The organism is Streptomyces sp. NC-S4, from assembly GCF_054353315.1.
The window spans coordinates 6,187,020-6,206,484 of record NZ_CM135937.1; the positions used below are offsets into that span (position 1 = coordinate 6,187,020).

Sequence of the window (19,465 nt, forward strand, 5' to 3'; positions counted from 1 at the left end):
GTGGACATCGACATGAGTGCCCTGCGGGGTCTGGTCCGGGAGAAGGAGATCTCCTTCGACCTGCTCGTCGAGGCGATCGAGTCGGCCCTCCTCATCGCGTACCACCGGACCGAGGGGAGCTTCCGCCGCGCTCGCGTCGTGCTGGACCGCACCAATGGTCACGTGGTCGTGTGGGCGACGGAAGACCCGAGGGATCTCGAAGAGGGCCAGGAGCCCAAGGAGTTCGACGACACCCCGTCGGACTTCGGCCGGATCGCCGCGACGACCGCCAAGCAGGTGATCCTCCAGCGTCTGCGCGACGCCGAGGACGACCTGACCTTCGGCGAGTTCGCCGGCCGTGAGGGCGACGTCATCACCGGCGTCGTCCAGCAGGGCAAGGACCCCAAGAACGTCCTCGTCGACATCGGCAAGCTGGAGGCCATCCTGCCCGTGCAGGAGCAGGTCCCCGGTGAGGAGTACACGCACGGTCTGCGTCTGAAGGCGTACGTCGTGCGGGTGGCGAAGGGTGTCCGCGGTCCGTCCGTGACCCTCTCGCGCACCCACCCCAACCTCGTGAAGAAGCTCTTCTCGCTGGAGGTCCCGGAGATCGCCGACGGCAGCGTCGAGATCTCGGCGATCGCCCGTGAGGCCGGTCACCGCACCAAGATCGCCGTCCGGTCCACCCGTTCGGGCCTGAACCCGAAGGGTGCCTGCATCGGCCCGATGGGCAGCCGCGTGCGCAACGTGATGGCCGAACTGCACGGCGAGAAGATCGACATCGTCGACTGGTCGGACGACCCGGCGGAGATGGTCGCGAACGCGCTGTCACCCGCCCGGGTGAGCAAGGTCGAGGTCGTCGACTGGGACTCCCGCTCCGCACGGGTGACCGTGCCGGACTACCAGCTGTCGCTGGCCATCGGCAAGGAGGGCCAGAACGCCCGCCTCGCCGCGCGCCTCACCGGCTGGCGCATCGACATCCGTCCCGACACCGAGGCGTCCCCGGACGCCGACCGGGAGCGGGGCGGGGAATAAACCGGTACCGTCCGGGCTTCCCCGGACGGTAGACAGGGTGCACGACCGCCGCTCGGGCGGCGGATACAAGACAACACGACAACCGTTCGATCTTTCCCCCGTGACTTGTCGGGGGAGAGGTCGGTGCGGGGAGGTAGACTTAGGCGTGTCTGGCCGGACGCAAGCCCGCGCATGCCCCGAACGCACCTGTGTGGGGTGTCGGGAGCGAGCGGCCAAGAACGATCTGCTGCGCGTCGTGGCGGATGGGGACGCATGCGTCCCCGATCCACGCGGTACGCGGCCGGGACGGGGTGCTTATGTGCACCCCGCCGTGGTCTGCCTCGACCAGGCGATCCGCCGCCGTGCGTTCCCCCGGGCCCTTCGGTCCGCCGGAGCGCTCGACACGGAGAACCTGCGCAATGCCGTGGCCCGTGAGGCCGGGGCCACACCGTAAAGAAGTAGTACGGCACGGATACCCCGTGCGGTCAGGTACCTCGCGAGTTGGAAGTAGGTCGAGATTGCGATGAGCACTCGATGAGTACGCGATGAGTACGCCCATGAAGTAGCGACGGTCCGGCGTAACCCGGACCTAAAAGGAGCGAAGTGGCTAAGGTCCGGGTATACGAACTCGCCAAGGAGTTCGGGGTGGAGAGCAAGGTCGTCATGGCCAAGCTCCAAGAACTCGGTGAATTCGTCCGTTCGGCGTCCTCGACGATCGAGGCGCCGGTTGTACGCAAGTTGACTGACGCACTGCAGGGGCCCGGTGGCAACGCCGGCAAGTCCGCTGCAAAGCCCGGCGCGCCCCGCAAGGCCGCGCCCGCCAAGCCCGCAGCGCCCTCCCCGGCCGCTGCGGCACGTCCTGCTGCCCCGAAGCCCGGCGCACCGGCCCCCAAGCCGGCCGCCGCCGAGGCCCCGGCCGCAGCACCCGTGACGCCGGCCGCCCCCGGCCCGCGTCCCGGCCCGAAGGCTCCGGCCGCCCCGAAGCCCGCTCCGGCGGCGCCCGTGGCGACCGAGTTCTCCGCGCCTCCGGCGGCCCCGGCCGCCCCGGCGCGCACCGAGCGTCCCGCCGCGGCTCCCGGCCCCCGTCCGACGCAGCAGCGTCCGGGCCAGGGTCAGGGTGGCCAGGGCGGTGCCCGTCCCGGCGCCCCGCGCCCGGCCGGCGCCACCCCCGGTGCCCAGGCGCCGCGTCCCGCCGGAGCCCCCGGCTCCCAGGCGCCGCGTCCCCAGGGTGCCCGTCCGGCGGGTCCCCGTCCGGGCAACAACCCGTTCACCTCCGGCGGCTCCACCGGCATGGCGCGCCCGCAGGCGCCCCGTCCGGCCGGCGCCCCGCGTCCCGGTGCCCCCGGCGCCGGCGGCGGCCAGGGTGCTCCCCGCCCGCAGGGTGGTCCCGGCGGCGCTCCGCGTCCGCAGGGTCCCGGCGGCGCCCGTCCGACCCCGGGCGGCATGCCGCGTCCGCAGGGCGGCGCCCCGCGTCCCGGTGGTGCTCCCGGCGGTAACCGTCCGAACCCGGGCATGATGCCGCAGCGTCCCGCTGCCGGTGGTCCCGGTCCCCGTCCCGGTGGCGGCCCCGGTGGCCGTGGTCCCGGTGCCGGTGGCCCGCGTCCCGGTGGCGCTGGTCGTCCGGGTGGCGGCGGCTTCGCCGGCCGTCCGGCCGGTCCCGGCTCGCGTCCCGCGGGCGGCGGCGGCTTCGGCGGCCCGCGTCCCGGTGGCGGCGGCTTCGGCGGCGGTCCGGCCGGTGCCGGTGGCGGCGGTCGTCCCGGCTTCGGTGGTCGTCCCGGTGGTCCCGGTGCCCGTGGTGGCACGCAGGGCGCCTTCGGCCGTCCCGGTGGTCCGGCCCGTCGTGGTCGCAAGTCCAAGCGTCAGAGGCGCCAGGAGTACGAGGCCATGCAGGCCCCGTCCGTCGGCGGCGTGATGCTGCCGCGCGGTGGCGGCGAGACCGTGCGCCTGTCGCGCGGTGCCTCCCTCACCGACTTCGCGGAGAAGATCAACGCCAACCCGGCGTCGCTCGTCGCCGTGATGATGAACCTCGGCGAGATGGTCACGGCCACGCAGTCCGTCTCCGACGAGACCCTCCAGCTCCTCGCCGACGAGATGAACTACGTCGTTCAGATCGTCAGCCCGGAGGAGGAGGACCGCGAGCTCCTCGAGGGCTTCGACATCGAGTTCGGCGAGGACGAGGGCGGCGAGGAGTTCCTCCTGCCGCGTCCGCCGGTCGTCACCGTCATGGGTCACGTCGACCACGGTAAGACCCGCCTGCTCGACGCCATCCGCAAGACGAACGTCGTCGCGGGCGAGGCCGGCGGCATCACCCAGGGCATCGGCGCCTACCAGGTGGGCACCGAGGTCAACGGTGAGGACCGCAAGATCACCTTCATCGACACCCCGGGTCACGAGGCGTTCACCGCCATGCGTGCCCGCGGTGCGAAGTCGACCGACATCGCGATCCTCGTGGTCGCGGCCAACGACGGCGTCATGCCGCAGACGATCGAGGCGCTGAACCACGCCAAGGCCGCCGGCGTCCCGATCGTCGTCGCGGTCAACAAGATCGACGTCGAAGGTGCCGACCCGACCAAGGTCCGCGGCCAGCTCACCGAGTTCGGTCTCGTCGCCGAGGAGTACGGCGGCGACACGATGTTCGTCGACATCTCCGCCAAGCAGGGTCTGCACATCGACTCCCTGCTGGAGGCCGTCGTCCTCACCGCCGACGCCTCGCTCGACCTGCGCGCCAACCCCGAGCAGGACGCTCAGGGTATTGCGATCGAGTCCCACCTCGACCGCGGCCGCGGTGCCGTCGCCACCGTCCTCGTCCAGCGCGGTACCCTCCGCGTCGGCGACACGATGGTCGTGGGCGACGCCTACGGCCGAGTGCGCGCCATGCTCGACGACAAGGGCAACAACATCGAGGAAGCGGGTCCGTCGACCCCCGTCCTGGTCCTGGGTCTCACCAACGTCCCCGGCGCCGGCGACAACTTCCTCGTCGTCGACGAGGACCGCACCGCCCGTCAGATCGCCGAGAAGCGTGCTGCGCGCGAGCGCAACGCCAACTTCGCCAAGCGCGTCCGCCGGGTGTCCCTGGAGGACCTCGACTCGGTCCTCAAGGCCGGTCTGGTCCAGGAACTCAACCTCATCATCAAGGGCGACTCGTCCGGTGCGGTCGAGGCCCTCGAGTCCTCGCTGCTCCAGCTCGACGTCGGCGAAGAGGTCGACATCCGCGTCCTGCACCGCGGTGTGGGTGCGGTCACCGAGTCCGACATCTCGCTGGCGATGGGCTCCGACGCCATCGTCATCGGCTACAACGTCCGCGCTGTCGGCCGTGCCGCGCAGATGGCGGACCGCGAGGGCGTCGACGTCCGCTACTACTCGGTGATCTACCAGGCCATCGAGGAGATCGAGGCGGCCCTGAAGGGTCTGCTCAAGCCGGAGTACGAAGAGGTCGAGCTCGGTACGGCGGAGGTCCGCGAGATCTTCCGCTCGTCCAAGCTGGGCAACATCGCGGGTGTCCTCATCCGCTCCGGCGAGGTCAAGCGCAACACGAAGGCGCGGCTCCTGCGCGATGGCAAGGTCATCGCCGAGAACCTCACCATCTCGGGTCTGCGCCGCTTCAAGGACGACGTCACCGAGATCCGCGAGGGCTTCGAGGGTGGTATCAACCTCGGTTCCTTCAACGACATCAAGATCGACGACGTCATCGCGACGTACGAGATGCGCGAGAAGCCGCGCGCGTAAGCGCGAGGCACATCGCACCGTGTCGTAGCTCGTCACACCGGGGCCGGTCGGCGGAATATCCGTCGATCGGCCCCGGCCGTTGCGTGTACGGTTCTGGTGATCCTGCCGAGCGACGGCCGGCAGGCCACCGAACCCGCACCGGCGGGATATCCGGAACTGCATGTACGTGGGGACTCTGTCCTTCGATCTGCTCCTCGGCGACGTCCACTCGCTGAAGGAGAAGCGCTCCGTGGTCCGGCCCATCGTGGCCGAGCTCCAACGCAAGTTCTCCGTGAGCGCGGCTGAAGTGGGCGACCAGGACCTGCACCGCAGGGCCCGTATAGGGGTCGCCCTGGTGAGTGGGGACGCGGGGTTCCTCTCGGACGTACTGGACCGCTGCGAGCGGCTGGTCGCTGCGCGTCCGGAAGTGGAGCTGCTGTCCGTACGACGGCGCCTCCACGGTGATGAAGACTGATAGCAAGACATAAGAAGGAGACGGACCAGTGGCCGACAATGCGCGGGCGAAGAAGCTGGCGGACCTCATCCGGGAGGTGGTGGCCGAGAAGCTGCAGCGCGGAGTCAAGGACCCCCGCCTCGGTACGCACGTGACCATCACGGACACCCGGGTCACCGGCGACCTGCGGGAGGCCACGGTCTTCTACACGGTCTACGGCGACGACGAGGACCGCGCCAGCGCGGCAGCGGGCCTGGAGAGCGCCAAGGGCGTACTGCGCTCCGCGGTCGGCCGGGCGGCGGGCACCAAGTTCACGCCCACCCTGACCTTCGTCGCGGACGCCCTCCCGGAGAACGCCAAGACCATCGAGGACCTCCTCGAGAAGGCTCGGACCTCCGACGCCCAGGTGCGCGAGGTGTCCTCCGGCGCCCAGTACGCCGGCGACGCCGACCCGTACAAGAAGCCGGGCGACGACGAGGACGCAGCTGCCGAATGAGCAACGCAGGGAAGACGCCGGACGGCCTTGTCATCGTCGACAAGCCGTCCGGCTTCACTTCGCACGACGTGGTCGCCAAGATGCGCGGGATGGCCAAGACCCGCCGCGTCGGCCACGCGGGAACACTGGACCCGATGGCGACGGGCGTCCTCGTCCTCGGCGTCGAGAAGGCCACCAAGCTCCTCGGCCACCTCGCGCTCACCGAGAAGGAGTACCTCGGCACTATCCGCCTGGGCCAGGACACCCTGACGGACGACGCCGAAGGCGAGATCACCTCGTCCGCGGACGCCTCCGGGGTCACCCGGGAAGCCGTGGGCGCGGGCATCGCCAAGCTGACCGGCGAGATCATGCAGGTCCCGTCCAAGGTCAGCGCCATCAAGATCAAGGGTGTGCGCTCCTACAAGCGCGCCCGCGACGGCGAGGACTTCGAGATCCCGGCCCGCCCGGTCACGATCTCCTCCTTCCAGGTGTACGACATGCGCGAGGCGGAGGCCGAGGACGGCACGAAGGTCGTCGACCTCGTCGTCTCCGTCGTCTGCTCCAGCGGTACGTACATCCGCGCCCTCGCCCGTGACCTGGGCGCCGACCTCGGCGTCGGCGGGCACCTGACCGCGCTGCGCCGCACCCGGGTGGGCCCGTACAAGCTGGACAAGGCACGGACCCTGGACCAGCTCCAGGAGGAGCTGACCGTCATGCCCATCGGCGAGGCGGCCGCGGCGGCCTTTCCGCGCTGGGACCTGGACGCCCGGCGGGCGTCGCTGCTCGCCAACGGCGTGCGCATCGACATGCCGCAGGAGTACGAGGCCGGTCGCACGGTCGCGGTCTTCGGGCCGCAGGGGCAGCTGCTCGGGCTCGTCGAGAGCAAGAACGGAAAGGCGAAGTCCCTCGCGGTCTTCGTCTGACGAGCGGGGTGTCGACGTGGAGCGGTGAGCGCACTTGGACTGCCGCTCACCGCTCCACGACCCCCCTCGGGTAGGTCTCTATCCACCCCGACCCCCGTATTCACCCGTCCGAGCAGGCGCTCGGAGTGAATGGAGGGAGCGCATGGGGGCGCTTTCGCCTCGCGTGCTTTTCGTGCTGATCTTCGCCTGCCTACCGTCGTGAGTACGGGGCCTTGCGGGGGAGTGGTGCGGTCATGGCGGAGCTCATCAGGATCTGCGATCCCGAGGGGCGGACGCGCGGCAGCGGATTCGTCGCCGACGACTACGGGACGGTGATCACCGGTCACGAGGCCGTCGACGGGCTGACGCGGGTGGTGCTGCACGCGCCGGGCCCCGCCGGGCGGACCTGGCTGGCCGACGCGGCGGACGTGACCGCCCTGCCGGAGCTGGCGCTGGCACTGGTGCGGACCGACGGACTCGGGATGCGGCCGCTCCCGGTGGCGCCGCGCGAGGCGATCGATCCCGGGACCTACGTAGTGCTGCCCGCGCGGGGATGGCGGCAGGCGCGGGTGCTGGGGGCCGCGGAGGTCGACTACCGGGCGGTGGACCGCTCCCACGCGGTGCCCGAGGGCGTGGCCCTGGAGCTGGCGATCGGCACCGACGGCCGGGACGCGCTGCTGCTGGGCGGAGAGGCCTGCGGGGGCCCGGTGCTCGATGCCGGGACGGGAGCGGTGCTCGCGGTGGTGGGCACCGCACTGCGGGCGGAGCACCGCTCCGGAGGCTTCGCGGTGGCCCTGCGGGCGGCGGCCGACGCCGATCCGGACGGCCCGCTGGCCGCACTGCTGGAGCGCAACGCCGCCACCGTGCCGGGCCACGGCGCCGACCTGAACCTCGCCGGGGCGCTGGAACTGACCGCGACCACGCTCGGCGCCCCCTTCCCGGAACCCGTGGAGCGTCCCGGCATCGCCGCCGAACTGGCCGCCTTCACCACCGGGGACCGCCCGGTCCTGGGCCTCGTCGGAGACCCGGGCACGGGCCGCACCACGGCGCTGGCCGCCCTGGCCGTACGCCGCGCACGCGGCGCCCGCCCGGCGCCGACCCTGTGGCTGCGCGGCGCCGACCTGCGCGCGACCGACACCTCCCTGGCCGACGCCGCAACCCGCGCCCTGACCGCAGCCGCCCGCGCCGCCGCCGAGGCCGACCCGCACACTGGTACCGCGGGGGCCGGGTGCGTGCCGGGACGACCCCCGCGCCCCGCCGCCAGGGCCGACGGGGTGTCGGGGCCATTCATCCAGCCCGACGCGGGCCCGCGCCCTGGTTCCGGCGGGGCCGGGTGTGTGCCGGGGCGATCCCCGCAGGGCGCCGAACGCACTGCCGCCGCGCTTTCCGACCCCTCGCCACGTTCGGCGCCCGAGCAGACGCCCCGGCGCGCGCCCGGCCCCGCCGGAACCCCGCCCGAGCGCCGCAGCCAGCCGGAGTCGGGCCCCGGTGGGACGCCCCCGCCCGTGCGGTGCGCGCAGCCGGAGCCGGGTCCCGGCGGAACGACCCCGCGCGTGCGGCGCAGCCAACCGGAGTCGGGCCCCGGTGGGACGCCCCCGCCCGTGCGGTGCGCGCAGCCGGAGCCGGGTCCCGGCGGAACGACCTCGCGCGTGCGGCGCAGCCAACCGGAGTCGGGTCCCGGTGGGACGCCCCCGCCCGTGTGGTGCGCGCAGCCGGAGCCGGGCCCCGGCGGAACGACCCCGCCCGAGCGGCGCAGCCAACCGGCCGCACACCTCGCGCACGTCGTCGCCCGCGTCGGCCGCCGCCTGCTCGTCGTGCTCGACGCCCCGGAGGAGATGCCGCCGGAGCTCGCCCACCGCCTCGGCCCCTGGACCACCGCCACCGCCGAATGGCTGGACGCGACCGGGGCCCGGCTGGTCGTCGCCGCCCGGCCGGAGTACTGGGAAGGGGCCGGCGCCCTCTACCCGCCCGAGGCGCTGCACACCCCGGCCCGCCCCGCCCGGCGGCTGCCGCCCGCCCTCCCGATCGCGGACCTCGACGCCGCCGAGGCCGAGACCGCCCGGGCCCGCCTCGGCATCCCCGCCGACGCCGTCCGCGAGGCCGACGCCCGGCACCCGCTCACCCTGCACCTGCTCGCCGGGATCCGGGCCGCCGGGGTCACCGCCGGCCGCCCCGGCCGCGACGAGGTCTTCGCCGCGCACCTGGACCTGCTGTGCCTGCGCAGCGCCGTCCGCATCGCCGCGGCCTGCGCCGACGCCGGGGGCGCCACGGTGCACGGGCCCGGCGTCAGGCGGCTCGCGGCCCGCGTGGCGGGCCGGGTCCACGAAGCCGCGCGGCGTGCGCTGGGACCCGGGCAGGGACAGCTGGACCGGGCCTCCTTCGAGGAACTGTTCCCCTGGCGCACCGGATGGGCCTCCGCCGTGCTCACCGAGGGACTGCTGGTGCCCGCCGGGCCCGGCTACCGCTTCGCCCACGAGGAGCTGTCCGACTGGATCCAGGCCGGCCACCTGGACGTTCCGACTGCCCTCGGCCTGCTCGTGCACGGCTCCGCCGAGCCCGGGCCGCCCGTGCCCCGGCACCGGATCGGGCCCGTCCTGGAGGCCCTGCGCAGACTCGCCCCCGACCGGCTGCGCGGCGAGCTCACCGGGCTGGTCCACCGGCTCAACCACTTCACCGAGGGGCCGGAGCGGGCCGCCCCGGACGGCGCCTGGTGGGCCGCCCGGCTGCTGCGCGAAACCCTGCTCCGGGTCCCCGACGCCCGGCCCCACCTCCCCGTCCTGCACGCCCTCGCCGAGCACGTGGCCCGCGCCGGCCCGGGGGACTTCGGCGGCCGGTTCTGGAACCGGCTCCGGCTGCCCGAGCCCGACCGCCTCGACCTGTTGCGCCGGCTGCTGCCCGCCGACCCCGCCGAGGCGGTCCCCGGCGACCGCTACCTCGACGCCGCGGCCCGCCGCCTCGCCCGGGACCCGCAGCGCGCGCAGCCGCTGCTCTGCGCCTGGTTCACCGACGGGCGCCGGCTGCGCGGCCGCCCCGGGGCCACCGTCGCCACCGCCGCGCAGGCCCTGCTGCACACGCACCGCGGCCTCGCCGTGGACGACCTCGCCGAGGCGCTCGTCACGGCCGCGCACCCGCGTGCCGACGAGCTGCTCGCCGTACTCGCCGAGGAGGAGCCCTCCGCCCTGTGCCGGGCCGTCGACCGCTGGGCGCGCGACGAACGGCCCGGGCGGCGGGTCGCGGCCGCCGCCTACGGCCTCGCCACCGCCCCGTACGTGCGCGTCCCCGCCGACCGGGAGCTGCTGCGCCGCGCCGCGAGGGCGCTGCTCGCCCGCCCCGCCGACGCCACCCTGCACGGCAGCGCCCTCGCGATCCTGCTCCGCGACCCCGCAGGTGCGCGGCCGCTACCTGCCCGACGCCCTCGCCCGCTTCCGTGATCCCGGGTTCGGCTCCGGGCCGCCCGCGGCGGCGCTGGTCGCGGCCCTGCCGGTGCTGCCCGATCCGGACGAGGTGTTCGCCGCCCTGCGCGCCCGGGCCGACGGGGAAGTGGTGCGCGCCCTGGCCGAGCTGACCACGCCGGGGCTGGCCCGGCGCGCTGCCGACCTCGTACGCGAGCACCTCGCGCGCAGCCCCGCGGACGCGCCGCACGCCGCCTTCTTCGTCGACCGGCGGCTCGACCAGGGCCCGGCCGCCGCCTCGGTGGTGCGGCCCCTGGTCCTGGACCTGCTCCTCGGCGCCCCGGCCGTGGTGCGGGCCGCGCTGGCCGTCGTCCTGGCCGCGCCGGGCGGCGAAGCCTCGTACCCGCTGCGCGGGGAGCTGGCCGACACCCTGCTGCGCGAGGAGGCCGATCCGCAGGTGCTCGACGTGTTCCTGGGGGCCGTCGCGGCCGGGGCCGCCGGACGCCCGGAGGACCGTACGCGGGAGCTGCTGCGGCGCACCGGGCGGCAGCTGCTGCGGGCCCCGGGCGGGGCGGCGGTCTTCGAGCGGCGGACGGTGGAGCTGTCCCGGGCCGAACCGGCCTTCGGGGCGCTGGTGGCCCGCTGGCAGGCGGCGGCGGTGGCGGAGGCCGCTGCCCTGCTCGGGCCGAGCGCCCGGCGGACGGTGGAGACCCTGAGCAGGGCGGCCGCGGATGTGACGTGACGACAGACACGGTGGCGCATCCAGTCAGATGCCGATGCGGGGCACCGGCCACCGGCATGGCAGTCTTAGACCTGCAATCGGCAATCAGTTCAAGGACCAACCGGGTTCGGGCGAGGAGCGGTCACAGTGCAGCGCTGGCGTGGCTTGGAGGACATCCCCCAGGACTGGGGACGCAGCGTCGTCACCATCGGCTCCTACGACGGCGTGCACCGGGGACATCAGCTGATCATCGGCCGGGCGGTGGCCACGGCGCGTGAGCTCGGTGTCCCCTCCGTGGTGGTCACCTTCGACCCGCACCCGAGCGAGGTGGTCCGCCCCGGCAGCCACCCGCCGATCCTGGCCCCGTACGACCGGCGTGCCGAGCTGATGGCCGGGCTGGGCGTGGACGCGCTGCTGATCCTGCCGTTCACGGCGGCGTTCTCCCAGCTGTCCCCGGCCGACTTCATCGTGAAGGTCCTCGTCGACAAGCTGCACGCGCGCGCCGTCATCGAGGGCCCGAACTTCCGCTTCGGCCACCGGGCCGCGGGGAACGTCGACTTCCTGCGCGAGCTGGGCTCCACGTACGACTACGAGGTGGACGTCGTGGACCTGGTCGAGCGGGGCGAGGCGGGCGGCGGGGTGCCGTTCTCCTCGACGCTGGCACGCAGGCTGGTCTCGGAGGGCGACATGGACGGCGCGGCCGAGATCCTGGGGCGTCCGCACCGGGTCGAGGGCGTGGTGGTGCGCGGTGCGCAGCGCGGACGCGAACTCGGTTACCCGACGGCGAACGTCGAGACGCAGCCGCACACCGCGATCCCGGCGGACGGGGTCTACGCGGGCTGGCTGACGGCGGACGGCGAGCGGATGCCGGCGGCGATCTCGGTGGGGACGAACGTGCAGTTCGACGCGACCGAGCGGACCGTGGAGGCGTACGCGATCGACCGCGTGGGGCTGGACCTGTACGGGATGCACGTCGCCGTCGACTTCCTCGCGTACGTGCGGGGCATGGCGAAGTTCGATTCGCTGGACGGGCTGCTGGAAGCGATCGCGGACGACGTGAAGCGGGCGCGGGTGCTGACGGACGCGTACGACCTGAAGCGCTGACGAACGAAGCGGAAGGGCCCGTACCACCCCCGGGGTGGTACGGGCCCTTCGCTGTGCCGCCGGTCAGCCGAGGCGCGGATCGCGCGGGGGCTGCTGGGGCTGGGGCGGCTGCTGCTGCGGGGCCGGCGGCTGCTGCCAGGGCTGGCCGGGCTGGGGGTACGGCTGGCCGTAGGGCTGCGGCTGGGGCTGCGGCGGCTGCTGGTACGGGGGCTGGCCCTGGGGCTGACCGTACGGCTGCGGCTGCTGAGGGGGCTGCTGCCCGTAGGGCTGCTGAGGAGCCTGGGGCTGCTGCGGCGCACCCCAGTGCCCCTGGGGGGCCTGCTGCTGGGCCCGCAGGAAGTCCTCGGCCACGAGCGCGGAGAGGTTGAAGTACGCCTCGCGCGTCTTGGGCCGCATCATGTCGAGATCGACCTCGGCGCCGGCCGCGAGGTGCTCGTCGAACGGCACCACGACGACACCGCGGCAGCGGGTCTCGAAGTGCTGCACGATGTCCTCGATCTTGATCATCTTGCTGGTCTCGCGGACCCCCGAGATGACGGTGAGGGAGCGCGAGACGAGGTCGGCGTACCCGTGCGCGGAGAGCCAGTCGAGAGTGGTGCTGGCGCTGCTGGCGCCGTCCACGGACGGGGTCGAGATGATGATCAGCTGATCGGCCAGGTCCAGGACGCCGCGCATGGCGGAGTAGAGGAGGCCGGTCCCCGAGTCGGTGAGGATGATCGGGTACTGGCGGCCCAGCGTCTCGATGACGCGACGGTAGTCCTCGTCGTTGAAGGTCGTGGAGACGGCCGGGTCCACGTCGTTGGCGATGATCTCCAGACCGGAGGGGGCCTGCGAGGTGAACCGGCGGATGTCCATGTACGAGTGCAGGTACGGGATCGCCTGGACCAGGTCACGGATGGTGGCACCGGTCTCGCGGCGGACCCGGCGGCCGAGCGTACCGGCGTCGGGGTTCGCGTCGATGGCCAGGATCTTGTCCTGGCGCTCGGTGGCGAGGGTGGCGCCGAGGGCGGTGGTGGTGGTGGTCTTGCCGACGCCGCCCTTGAGGCTGATGACGGCGATCCGGTAGCAGGACATGACCGGGGTGCGGATCAGCTCCAGCTTGCGCTGGCGCTCCGCTTCGGCAGCCTTGCCGCCGAAGCGGAACAGGCCGCCGACGCCGTTGTTGTTGTTCTTCGGCTTCTGCTTGCTGCGCAGCAGGCGGTCCGACGACAGCTCGACGGCGGCGGTGTAGCCGAGGGGTGCCCCGCTGCCGGTCTGGCCGGCCGAGTAGCGCGGGTCGTGCGGCTGGGGCTGGGGCTGCGGGTACGGGTGCGGCTGCTGCTGCGGGGGTTGCTGCTGCCCGGGCCCGGCCGACCACTGGCCGGCGGTGCGCGGGTCGTAGGGCTGGGGCTGCTGGGGCTGCGGCGGCGCGGGAGCCGGCGGGGGGAACGGGTAGCCCTCAGGGGTCCCGAAGGCGGGCGGCTGCGAAGGCAGTTCGCCGCCGGCTCCCCCGAACGGGGCCTCCACGGCGGCCGGCGGCGCGGGCGCCGGCGCGGCCGCGGGCTGCTCGGCGGGCGGCAGTACGGGCGTTCCCTCGGCGGGGGTCTGCTGCGGTCCGGACCGGGGCGCGGGCGGATCCTCGGCCACCGGCTCGGCGACCGGCTCGGCGACCGGCTCGGCCACCGGCTCCGCGACCGGGGCCGACGGCAGGGCCGGGTACGGCGTGACCGCATCGACGGGCGGCAGCGCGGGGAAGGGCGTCACGGGCGGGGGGTCGACAGGAGCCGGCTCGGGTGCGACCTCTTCGGCTGCGACCGGGGTTTCGAGCGCCGCCGGGGCGTCCTCGCCGGGAGCCGGCGCCGGCGCCGGTGCCGGTGCCGGAGCCTCGACCGGAGTCGGAGCGTGGGCCGGGGTCGCGTACGGCAGGGCCGGTTCGAAGGGAGCCGGCGCCGCGGCCGCGTCCGGAGCGGGGGCCGGAGGTTCGACGGGGGCGGGAGCGGGGGCCGGGGTCGCGTGCGGCGGGGACGGTTCGAAGGGGGCCGGTGCCGGAGCCTCGACCGGAGCCGGAGGGGTGGCAGGAGCCGGTGCCGGAGCCTCGGCCTGCGCCGGGGCCGGAACCTCGGCAGGAGTCGAGTACGGCAGTGCCGGAGCCCGGTACGCCGGGGCCGCTTCGGCCGGGGCCGCGGGCGCGGGCGGGAACGGAACCGGCAGGCCCGTGCCTTCGGACGGGGTCCGCGGAACCGGCGGAGCGATCCGCCGCGTCGAGGGCGATTCCAGCTCCGACGGGCGGTGGGGCTCGAAGCCGCTGCCCTCGGGGAGTCCCGGTACCTGCGCGGCCGGGGCCCCGCCCTGCATGTACCAGGCAGGCGGGGTGTAGTCGATGGTGAACTCGCCCGTCACTTCGGGCTCCGCGTCGGACTGATCGTCCGTCGGGACGTCCCACGTCCCGCCGCGCCTCTCGTTCCGATCGCCGCTCACTGGTCCTCCTGGTCTGTCGAACACTGGTCCGGCGCCCACCTCGCCGCGCCCGGACCCAGCCTAATCGCGCCCCGATGCCACTGTCCGCCGCCCTCGGAGGGCCGGGTCAGTCGATGCGCCGGGCCCCGCCCAGCAGGCCCGTCTCCGCGTCCGTCCCCTGGGTCATCACGAACTGCCGGTCCCGCGGCGTGCACCACAGGGTCACCCCGTCGCCCAGCGTGGGCAGGGACTCCACCGCCTGCCGCGGGAGCCGCATCAGGCGGCCGATCTGGTCCGCCTCGTCGGGGGACACCCGCTGCACCCCCACCAGGGAAGACTGCTGGAGCAGGCGCGGCGCCGTCGGGCTCAGGTACGGCAGCAGGGTCAGCACCGACTGCCACGGACCGGCCACCACGCGCCCGCGCGGCGGCCGCATCCCGCAGTCGCGGATCACCAGCACCGGGCTGCCCGCCGAGGCTCCCTGCGGCGGGACCCGTCCCACCTCGTGCAGGGTCACGCACTGCTGCCCGCCGCCCGCCGCCTGGGCGAGCCCGGACCACACCTGCCCGCGCCCGGTCTCCACCGCCACGCGCGCACCCGTGGCCGCCGCGCGCAGCGCCAGCACCTGTGCCGTCCAGAGGCCGCCGATCAGCGTCACCTCGTACGGAGTCGGCCGGTTGATGCCGAGCACCGCCGACCGGCCCTCGGCGTCCACACCGATGACGACCCCGTCGTCCCCGACGGGCAGCGCCAGCAGGTCCAGGTCCGCGACGGGTACCACGTGCCGCTCCCGACGCGGGCCGACCAGCCCGAATCCGCCCCTCATCGTGCCCCTCCCAGCGGCAGCGAAGCCAGCAGCCCCGGCACCTGTTCACGGTCGAGCCGGACCAGCCCGGTCTTCACGCCTCGCGCCGTCCTCTCCAACTCCCGTCGCGCCGAGACCAGTTCCTCGTCGCTGCGGCCCGTCACCCGTACGTGTCCGCTCAGGGTGACGCCCTGTCGCTCCGCCGGGGCCATCGTCAGGCTGAAGTTCGTCGCGAGCGCGGGCAGCGAGGTGAGGAGCGCCACGAACTGCGGCAGCGCCGCCGCACCGGCGCCCCCCAACTGCGGCCAGCGTCCTATCCAGTACGTCGTGTGCCGCCGGTCGTCGCAGCGCCAGGTCCGCGAGGTCTCCTCGGTCCGCCGCCCGGTGCTGTTCGACCGGCCGGCCTGGGTGATCGCCATCGGGTTCGCGCACGAGGAGGTGGCCAGTGCCGCCGTCAGCTCCTGCTCCGTCAGTACCGTGGCCGTGAACCCGGCCCCGGCCAGCCGGCTCGCCAACTGGTCGGCCGCACGCACCAGACAGCGCTGTGCACCCGTCAGCCCGCCACCGCGCGCGGTGACCGCCTCCGGGCACAGCTCCGGGTCGAGCTTGAGGGCGATCCACGTCAGCCGGACCGCCGGGGTCCCCGTCCGGGCCTGCAGCGGCGCGTAGTTGCGGGTCGCCATGGACTGGGCGGGCAGGTGCGGGGCCGGCGCCGGCTGGGTGTGCTGCACGAGCTGCGCGGACTCCAGCCGGATGCCGTCCACTTCGAGGACGTCCCGTACGGCGGTCAGCGGCAGCGGCCGCGCCGACCGGTCGGGCCGCAGCGCGGTGGCATCCGTGTCCACCTGGACGACGACGGTCAGGAAGGTCCCGTCGCCGATCATCCCGACCGGGCGCCGGTCACGGTCGCTGAAGGTGAGGGTGCGCAGCGCCGGATCGGCCTCGACCAGCGGGGCGAGTCCCGGCTCCGTACCCGCGGGCACGGTGAAGGACGCGGCCCGGCGTCGGCGTGAACGCAGCGCGAGCGCGCTGCCGATCCACTCCGGCAGGGAGCGCTGGTGGCGGCGTACGACCGCGAGCAGCACCAGGACGAGCGCCAGCACACCGGTGGGAAGCAGCAGCAGCGGTTCGACCACCCAGGCCACCAGCAGGGCGGCTGCGGCGACTTGGAGCAGCACGAGCTGTTGCAGTCGGAACGGGCCGAAGCGGCCGGGGCTCGACTTCGGATGCGGCGTCACCCCGACACGTGCCGGTGCGGGCGCGCCGGTCTGCTGCTCCGTCGCGGTGGCCATCACTCGCGCACTTCCCCTCTCCGGGGCCAGACCCCATGAGTCCCGGCACTGCGCGACGCCTGCCGCACGGCCCCGGAATCTCCCCAATCCACCCCAACAAGCCCTGATCGACCCGGTGCGGAAGGGGCTGGGCGGCAGCCTCACCCTACCCGGCCCCTTCATACCGTCCGTCAAGAGGCATAGTAGGTGCCCGGTCCGACTATCGAGGCCCGGGGACCGTACTCACCGGCCGGGCCGTGCGGGGAGAAGCAGGCGGTCATGGCATCACGACGTGATGAGCTCAACGCGTACACCTTTGCGAAGCGGCGCACGGTGGCCGCGTTCCTCCAGCCATCCGCCACGGGTACCGAGGAAGGCGCGCCGCGCCCGCTGCGCGCGGTCCTTCCCGGGCTGATCGTCGGCGCGCTCGTGCTCGCCGGGTTCGGCGCCTGGGGCATGTTCAAGCCGACGGCCCCCAAGGGCTGGGCGGAACCCGGGACCAGGGTCATCGTCGGCAAGGACTCGACGACCCGGTACGTGGTCCTGACGACGAAGGTGGGCGGCAAGGACCAGACCCGGCTGCACCCGGTGCTGAACCTCGCCTCCGCCCGACTCCTGCTGGATCCGGCGAAGTTCAAGGTGATCCAGGTCCAGGACAAGGTCCTCGACGCGGGCGACCCGCCGCGCGGCCCCATCATCGGCATCCCGTACGCCCCGGACCGGCTCCCCTCCAAGGACGAGGCGGGCAAGGCCAAGCGCTGGGCCGTCTGCCAGCAGCCGGGGGGCAACGGCCGGGGCGTGCAGACCGCCACCTTCGTGCTCGCCGACCGCGAGGCGGCCAAGACGGACGACGCCCGCAGGCTCACCGACACCCAGTCCCTGTACGTGCAGAGCACGGCCGCGGGCCAGGAGCGCTACCTGGTCGACGCCGCCGGTACGAAGTACAAGTTCCCGGAGGGCACCCCGGCCGCCGGGACGATGACCAACGCGATGGTCGGTACCGGCGCCGCCCCCCAGCAGGTCAGCCCCGAATGGCTGGGGACCCTCAACTCCGGCGACGACCTGTCCTTCCCGCCGCTGCCCGGCAAGGCCGGTACCGACGCCGGGGTGAAGGGGCTGGGCACCGCCGACAACAAGGTCGGGATGGTCCTCAAGGCGCAGACCGGCTCCGGCGCTCAGCACTACGTGGTGCTGCCCGGGAAGGTCGCGCCGGTCTCCGACTTCGTCGCCTGGCTGCTGATCTCGGCTCCCGCGACCGACGGCCTCAACATGCACGGCAAGCCCCGCGAGGTCGACCTCCAGTCGATCAACCCGGAGGCCGCCCCGTTCGCGGGCGACATCAAGTGGCCCCAGAAGAAGACCGAGCGGATCAACCAGACGACGCCGCCCGCCGGCACCGCGACCGGCGGGGCCAACAACCGCGACACGGTCTGCAGCGTGCTGCGCTCGGTCGACGGCCAGGGCAACCAGACCCTGAGCACCTGGGCCGGCACCGGCTTCCCGATCGACATCACCGCCAGCGGCACCAGCGCGTACGTCACCCCCGGCTCCGGTCTGCTGTACACCCAGGTCCAGGGCAAGCAGACCACGGCCGGCGGCTCCCTCTTCCTCGTCACCGACACCGGTCTGCGCTACGCCGTCCAGGCCAACGGCGACAGCGACACCGAGCAGTCGAAGATCGGCGCCCCCGACCAGTCGAAGGCCGGTACGGACGGCCGCCCCGAGGCCAGCCAGGCGCAGGTCCGGCTCGGCTACGGCAGCGTCAACCCCGCCATGGTGCCCATCGCCTGGTCGGAGTTCCTCTCCAAGGGGCCGCGCCTGGACACCAACTCCGCCCGCCAGCCCCAGGGTTCGTGAGGAAGCCGCCGATGACCCAGACCCACGCGTCCCGGCGGGCCCTCCTGGCCGCCGTCTTCACCCTCGCCCTGGCCTCGGGCGGCACGGGTACGGCCGCCGCAGCCCCCGCGGCCGCAGCCGCCGCGCCGCAGCCCCCGTACGCGCTGGGCCTCGACGGCGCGGGGGAGTGCACCTTCCCGATGAAGAAGCAGATCGAGGACCGGCCCTGGTCCCTCCAGCGGCTGCTGCTCGACGAACTGTGGGCGCAGACCAAGGGCAAGGACAAGAACGGCAACAGCGTCCGCGTCGCGGTCATCGACACCGGCGTCGACCGGGCGAACCCGCAGCTCAGCGCGGCCATCGACACCGGAGCGGGCAAGGACTTCGTCGACGCCAAGGGCGGCGACGGCACGGTCGACACCGTCGGCCACGGCACCAAGGTCGCCGGGCTGATCGCTGCCCGCCCCCAGCAGGGCACCGGGTTCGTCGGGCTGGCCCCGGACTCCACGATCATCCCGATCCGGCAGAACGACGGGCAGGGCAAGGGCAACGCCGCGAACCTGAGCCAGGCCATCGACCACGCGGTGGCCAAGGGCGCCCAGGTGATCAACATCTCCCAGGACACCGACGCGCAGCTGTCCGCCGACTCCGATCTCGGCAAGTCGGTCCAGAAGGCCGTCGCCGCCAACGTCGTGGTGGTGGCCTCGGCCGGCAACGACGGCCTGAGCGGTCAGAAGCGCAAGACCTACCCGGCGGCCTTCCCCGGCGTACTGGCCGTGGGGGCCTCGGACCGCAACAACGAGCGCGCCGGATTCTCCCAGCCCGGTGACTTCATCGGGGTGGCGGCGCCCGGCGTCGACATGGTCTCCACCGTCCCCGGCTTCGGCCAGTGCATCGACAACGGAACCAGTTTCTCCGCGCCGTACGTCGCAGGCGTCGCCGCCCTGCTGCGCGCCAAGCACCCGGACTGGTCCGCGCAGCAGGTCGTCTGGCAGATCCAGAACACTGCCGAACGCGCGGTCAACGGCCGTGACGACTACGTGGGTTGGGGGGTGGTCGACCCGGTGCGGGCGCTCTCCCACGACCAGCAGGCCCCGAAGGCCCCGGTCCCCGACCCCGGCCCGCCCCCGGCGGCCGCCCCGCAGGCGGCGCCGCTGCGACTCGCCGAGACGGCCCAGGAGCGCGAGGAGCGGCTGGGCACGTACGCTCTCGGCATCGGGGCGATCCTGATCGCCGTCATCGCCGGTACCGCGACGGTCGTCCGTGACGCCCGCAGCCGCAGGCGCCGTTTGCAGTGAACGGTCACAGTTCATCTACGGAAGCGTCCCACCGGTGTTGGGGCACAACGGTGAACTGGCTAGAGTGACACCAGGC

Annotated in this window: 14 protein-coding genes; 11 read left to right on the forward strand and 3 right to left on the reverse strand. The window is 73.8% G+C overall.

Going from position 1 to position 19,465, the window contains the following annotated elements:
* The 9 genes from nusA to ACXNSR_RS28100 all read left to right on the forward strand — a co-directional run bounded on the left by nusA (window position 1) and on the right by ACXNSR_RS28100 (window position 11,743).
* Window positions 1-1,011, forward strand: a complete 1,011-nt coding sequence (gene nusA / locus ACXNSR_RS28060; RefSeq protein WP_458638154.1) for a transcription termination factor NusA — start codon at window positions 1-3, stop codon at window positions 1,009-1,011.
* 145 nt (window positions 1,012-1,156) lie between these two features.
* Window positions 1,157-1,444, forward strand: a complete 288-nt coding sequence (locus ACXNSR_RS28065) for a YlxR family protein (protein ID WP_329098775.1) — start codon at window positions 1,157-1,159, stop codon at window positions 1,442-1,444.
* 149 nt (window positions 1,445-1,593) lie between these two features.
* Complete coding sequence (gene infB, locus ACXNSR_RS28070) at window positions 1,594-4,716, forward strand: translation initiation factor IF-2 (protein WP_458638155.1); 3,123 nt, start codon at window positions 1,594-1,596, stop codon at window positions 4,714-4,716.
* 160 nt (window positions 4,717-4,876) lie between these two features.
* Window positions 4,877-5,170 (forward strand): DUF503 domain-containing protein, encoded by a 294-nt coding sequence (locus tag ACXNSR_RS28075; protein WP_030651158.1) that lies wholly within the window; start codon window positions 4,877-4,879, stop codon window positions 5,168-5,170.
* A gap of 28 nt (window positions 5,171-5,198) precedes the next feature.
* Complete coding sequence (gene rbfA / locus ACXNSR_RS28080; protein WP_189745718.1) at window positions 5,199-5,645, forward strand: 30S ribosome-binding factor RbfA; 447 nt, start codon at window positions 5,199-5,201, stop codon at window positions 5,643-5,645.
* Window positions 5,642-6,547 carry a tRNA pseudouridine(55) synthase TruB gene (gene truB / locus ACXNSR_RS28085; protein ID WP_458638156.1) on the forward strand — a complete coding sequence of 302 codons (906 nt, stop codon included), beginning with the start codon at window positions 5,642-5,644 and terminating at the stop codon, window positions 6,545-6,547. The genes rbfA and truB overlap by 4 nt, the downstream gene beginning before the upstream one ends.
* 233 nt (window positions 6,548-6,780) lie before the next feature.
* Window positions 6,781-9,957, forward strand: coding sequence for a hypothetical protein (locus ACXNSR_RS28090; protein WP_458638157.1), 3,177 nt, complete (start codon window positions 6,781-6,783; stop codon window positions 9,955-9,957).
* Window positions 9,914-10,660 carry a hypothetical protein gene (locus ACXNSR_RS28095; protein ID WP_458638158.1) on the forward strand — a complete coding sequence of 249 codons (747 nt, stop codon included), beginning with the start codon at window positions 9,914-9,916 and terminating at the stop codon, window positions 10,658-10,660. Before ACXNSR_RS28090 ends, ACXNSR_RS28095 begins: the two co-directional genes overlap by 44 nt.
* A gap of 126 nt (window positions 10,661-10,786) precedes the next feature.
* Complete coding sequence (locus ACXNSR_RS28100) at window positions 10,787-11,743, forward strand: bifunctional riboflavin kinase/FAD synthetase (protein ID WP_458638159.1); 957 nt, start codon at window positions 10,787-10,789, stop codon at window positions 11,741-11,743.
* 63 nt (window positions 11,744-11,806) lie between these two features.
* On the opposite strand, the gene ACXNSR_RS28105 is transcribed toward ACXNSR_RS28100, so the two are convergent.
* The 3 genes from ACXNSR_RS28105 to eccE form a co-directional block, all read right to left on the reverse strand.
* Complete coding sequence (locus ACXNSR_RS28105) at window positions 11,807-14,200, reverse strand: SCO5717 family growth-regulating ATPase (protein ID WP_458638160.1); 2,394 nt, start codon at window positions 14,198-14,200, stop codon at window positions 11,807-11,809.
* A gap of 106 nt (window positions 14,201-14,306) precedes the next feature.
* Window positions 14,307-15,005: a hypothetical protein gene (locus ACXNSR_RS28110; RefSeq protein ID WP_458638161.1), complete on the reverse strand. Its 699-nt coding sequence runs from the start codon at window positions 15,003-15,005 to the stop codon at window positions 14,307-14,309.
* A complete protein-coding gene (gene eccE / locus ACXNSR_RS28115) occupies window positions 15,002-16,276 on the reverse strand; it encodes a type VII secretion protein EccE (RefSeq protein ID WP_458638162.1) in 1,275 nt (424 codons plus the stop codon). The genes ACXNSR_RS28110 and eccE overlap by 4 nt, the downstream gene beginning before the upstream one ends.
* Before the next feature lie 258 nt (window positions 16,277-16,534).
* Between eccE and eccB the strand changes: the two genes are divergently transcribed.
* Window positions 16,535-18,112 carry a type VII secretion protein EccB gene (gene eccB / locus ACXNSR_RS28120; RefSeq protein ID WP_458638163.1) on the forward strand — a complete coding sequence of 526 codons (1,578 nt, stop codon included), beginning with the start codon at window positions 16,535-16,537 and terminating at the stop codon, window positions 18,110-18,112.
* An 11-nt stretch (window positions 18,113-18,123) separates the two neighbouring features.
* A complete protein-coding gene (gene mycP / locus ACXNSR_RS28125; RefSeq protein WP_458638164.1) occupies window positions 18,124-19,389 on the forward strand; it encodes a type VII secretion-associated serine protease mycosin in 1,266 nt (421 codons plus the stop codon).
* Window positions 19,390-19,465: the final 76 nt, after the last annotated feature.

Bases quoted from the DNA above. Each gene is read 5' to 3' on its own strand.
- mycP (WP_458638164.1), top strand. From the start codon at position 18,124: ATGACCCAGACCCACGCGTCCCGGCGGGCCCTCCTGGCCGCCGTCTTC.
- ACXNSR_RS28075 (WP_030651158.1), top strand. From the start codon at position 4,877: ATGTACGTGGGGACTCTGTCCTTCGATCTGCTCCTCGGCGACGTCCAC.
- eccB (WP_458638163.1), top strand. From the start codon at position 16,535: ATGGCATCACGACGTGATGAGCTCAACGCGTACACCTTTGCGAAGCGG.
- ACXNSR_RS28090 (WP_458638157.1), top strand. From the start codon at position 6,781: ATGGCGGAGCTCATCAGGATCTGCGATCCCGAGGGGCGGACGCGCGGC.
- ACXNSR_RS28110 (WP_458638161.1), bottom strand. From the start codon at position 15,005: ATGAGGGGCGGATTCGGGCTGGTCGGCCCGCGTCGGGAGCGGCACGTG.
- eccE (WP_458638162.1), bottom strand. From the start codon at position 16,276: ATGGCCACCGCGACGGAGCAGCAGACCGGCGCGCCCGCACCGGCACGT.
- truB (WP_458638156.1), top strand. From the start codon at position 5,642: ATGAGCAACGCAGGGAAGACGCCGGACGGCCTTGTCATCGTCGACAAG.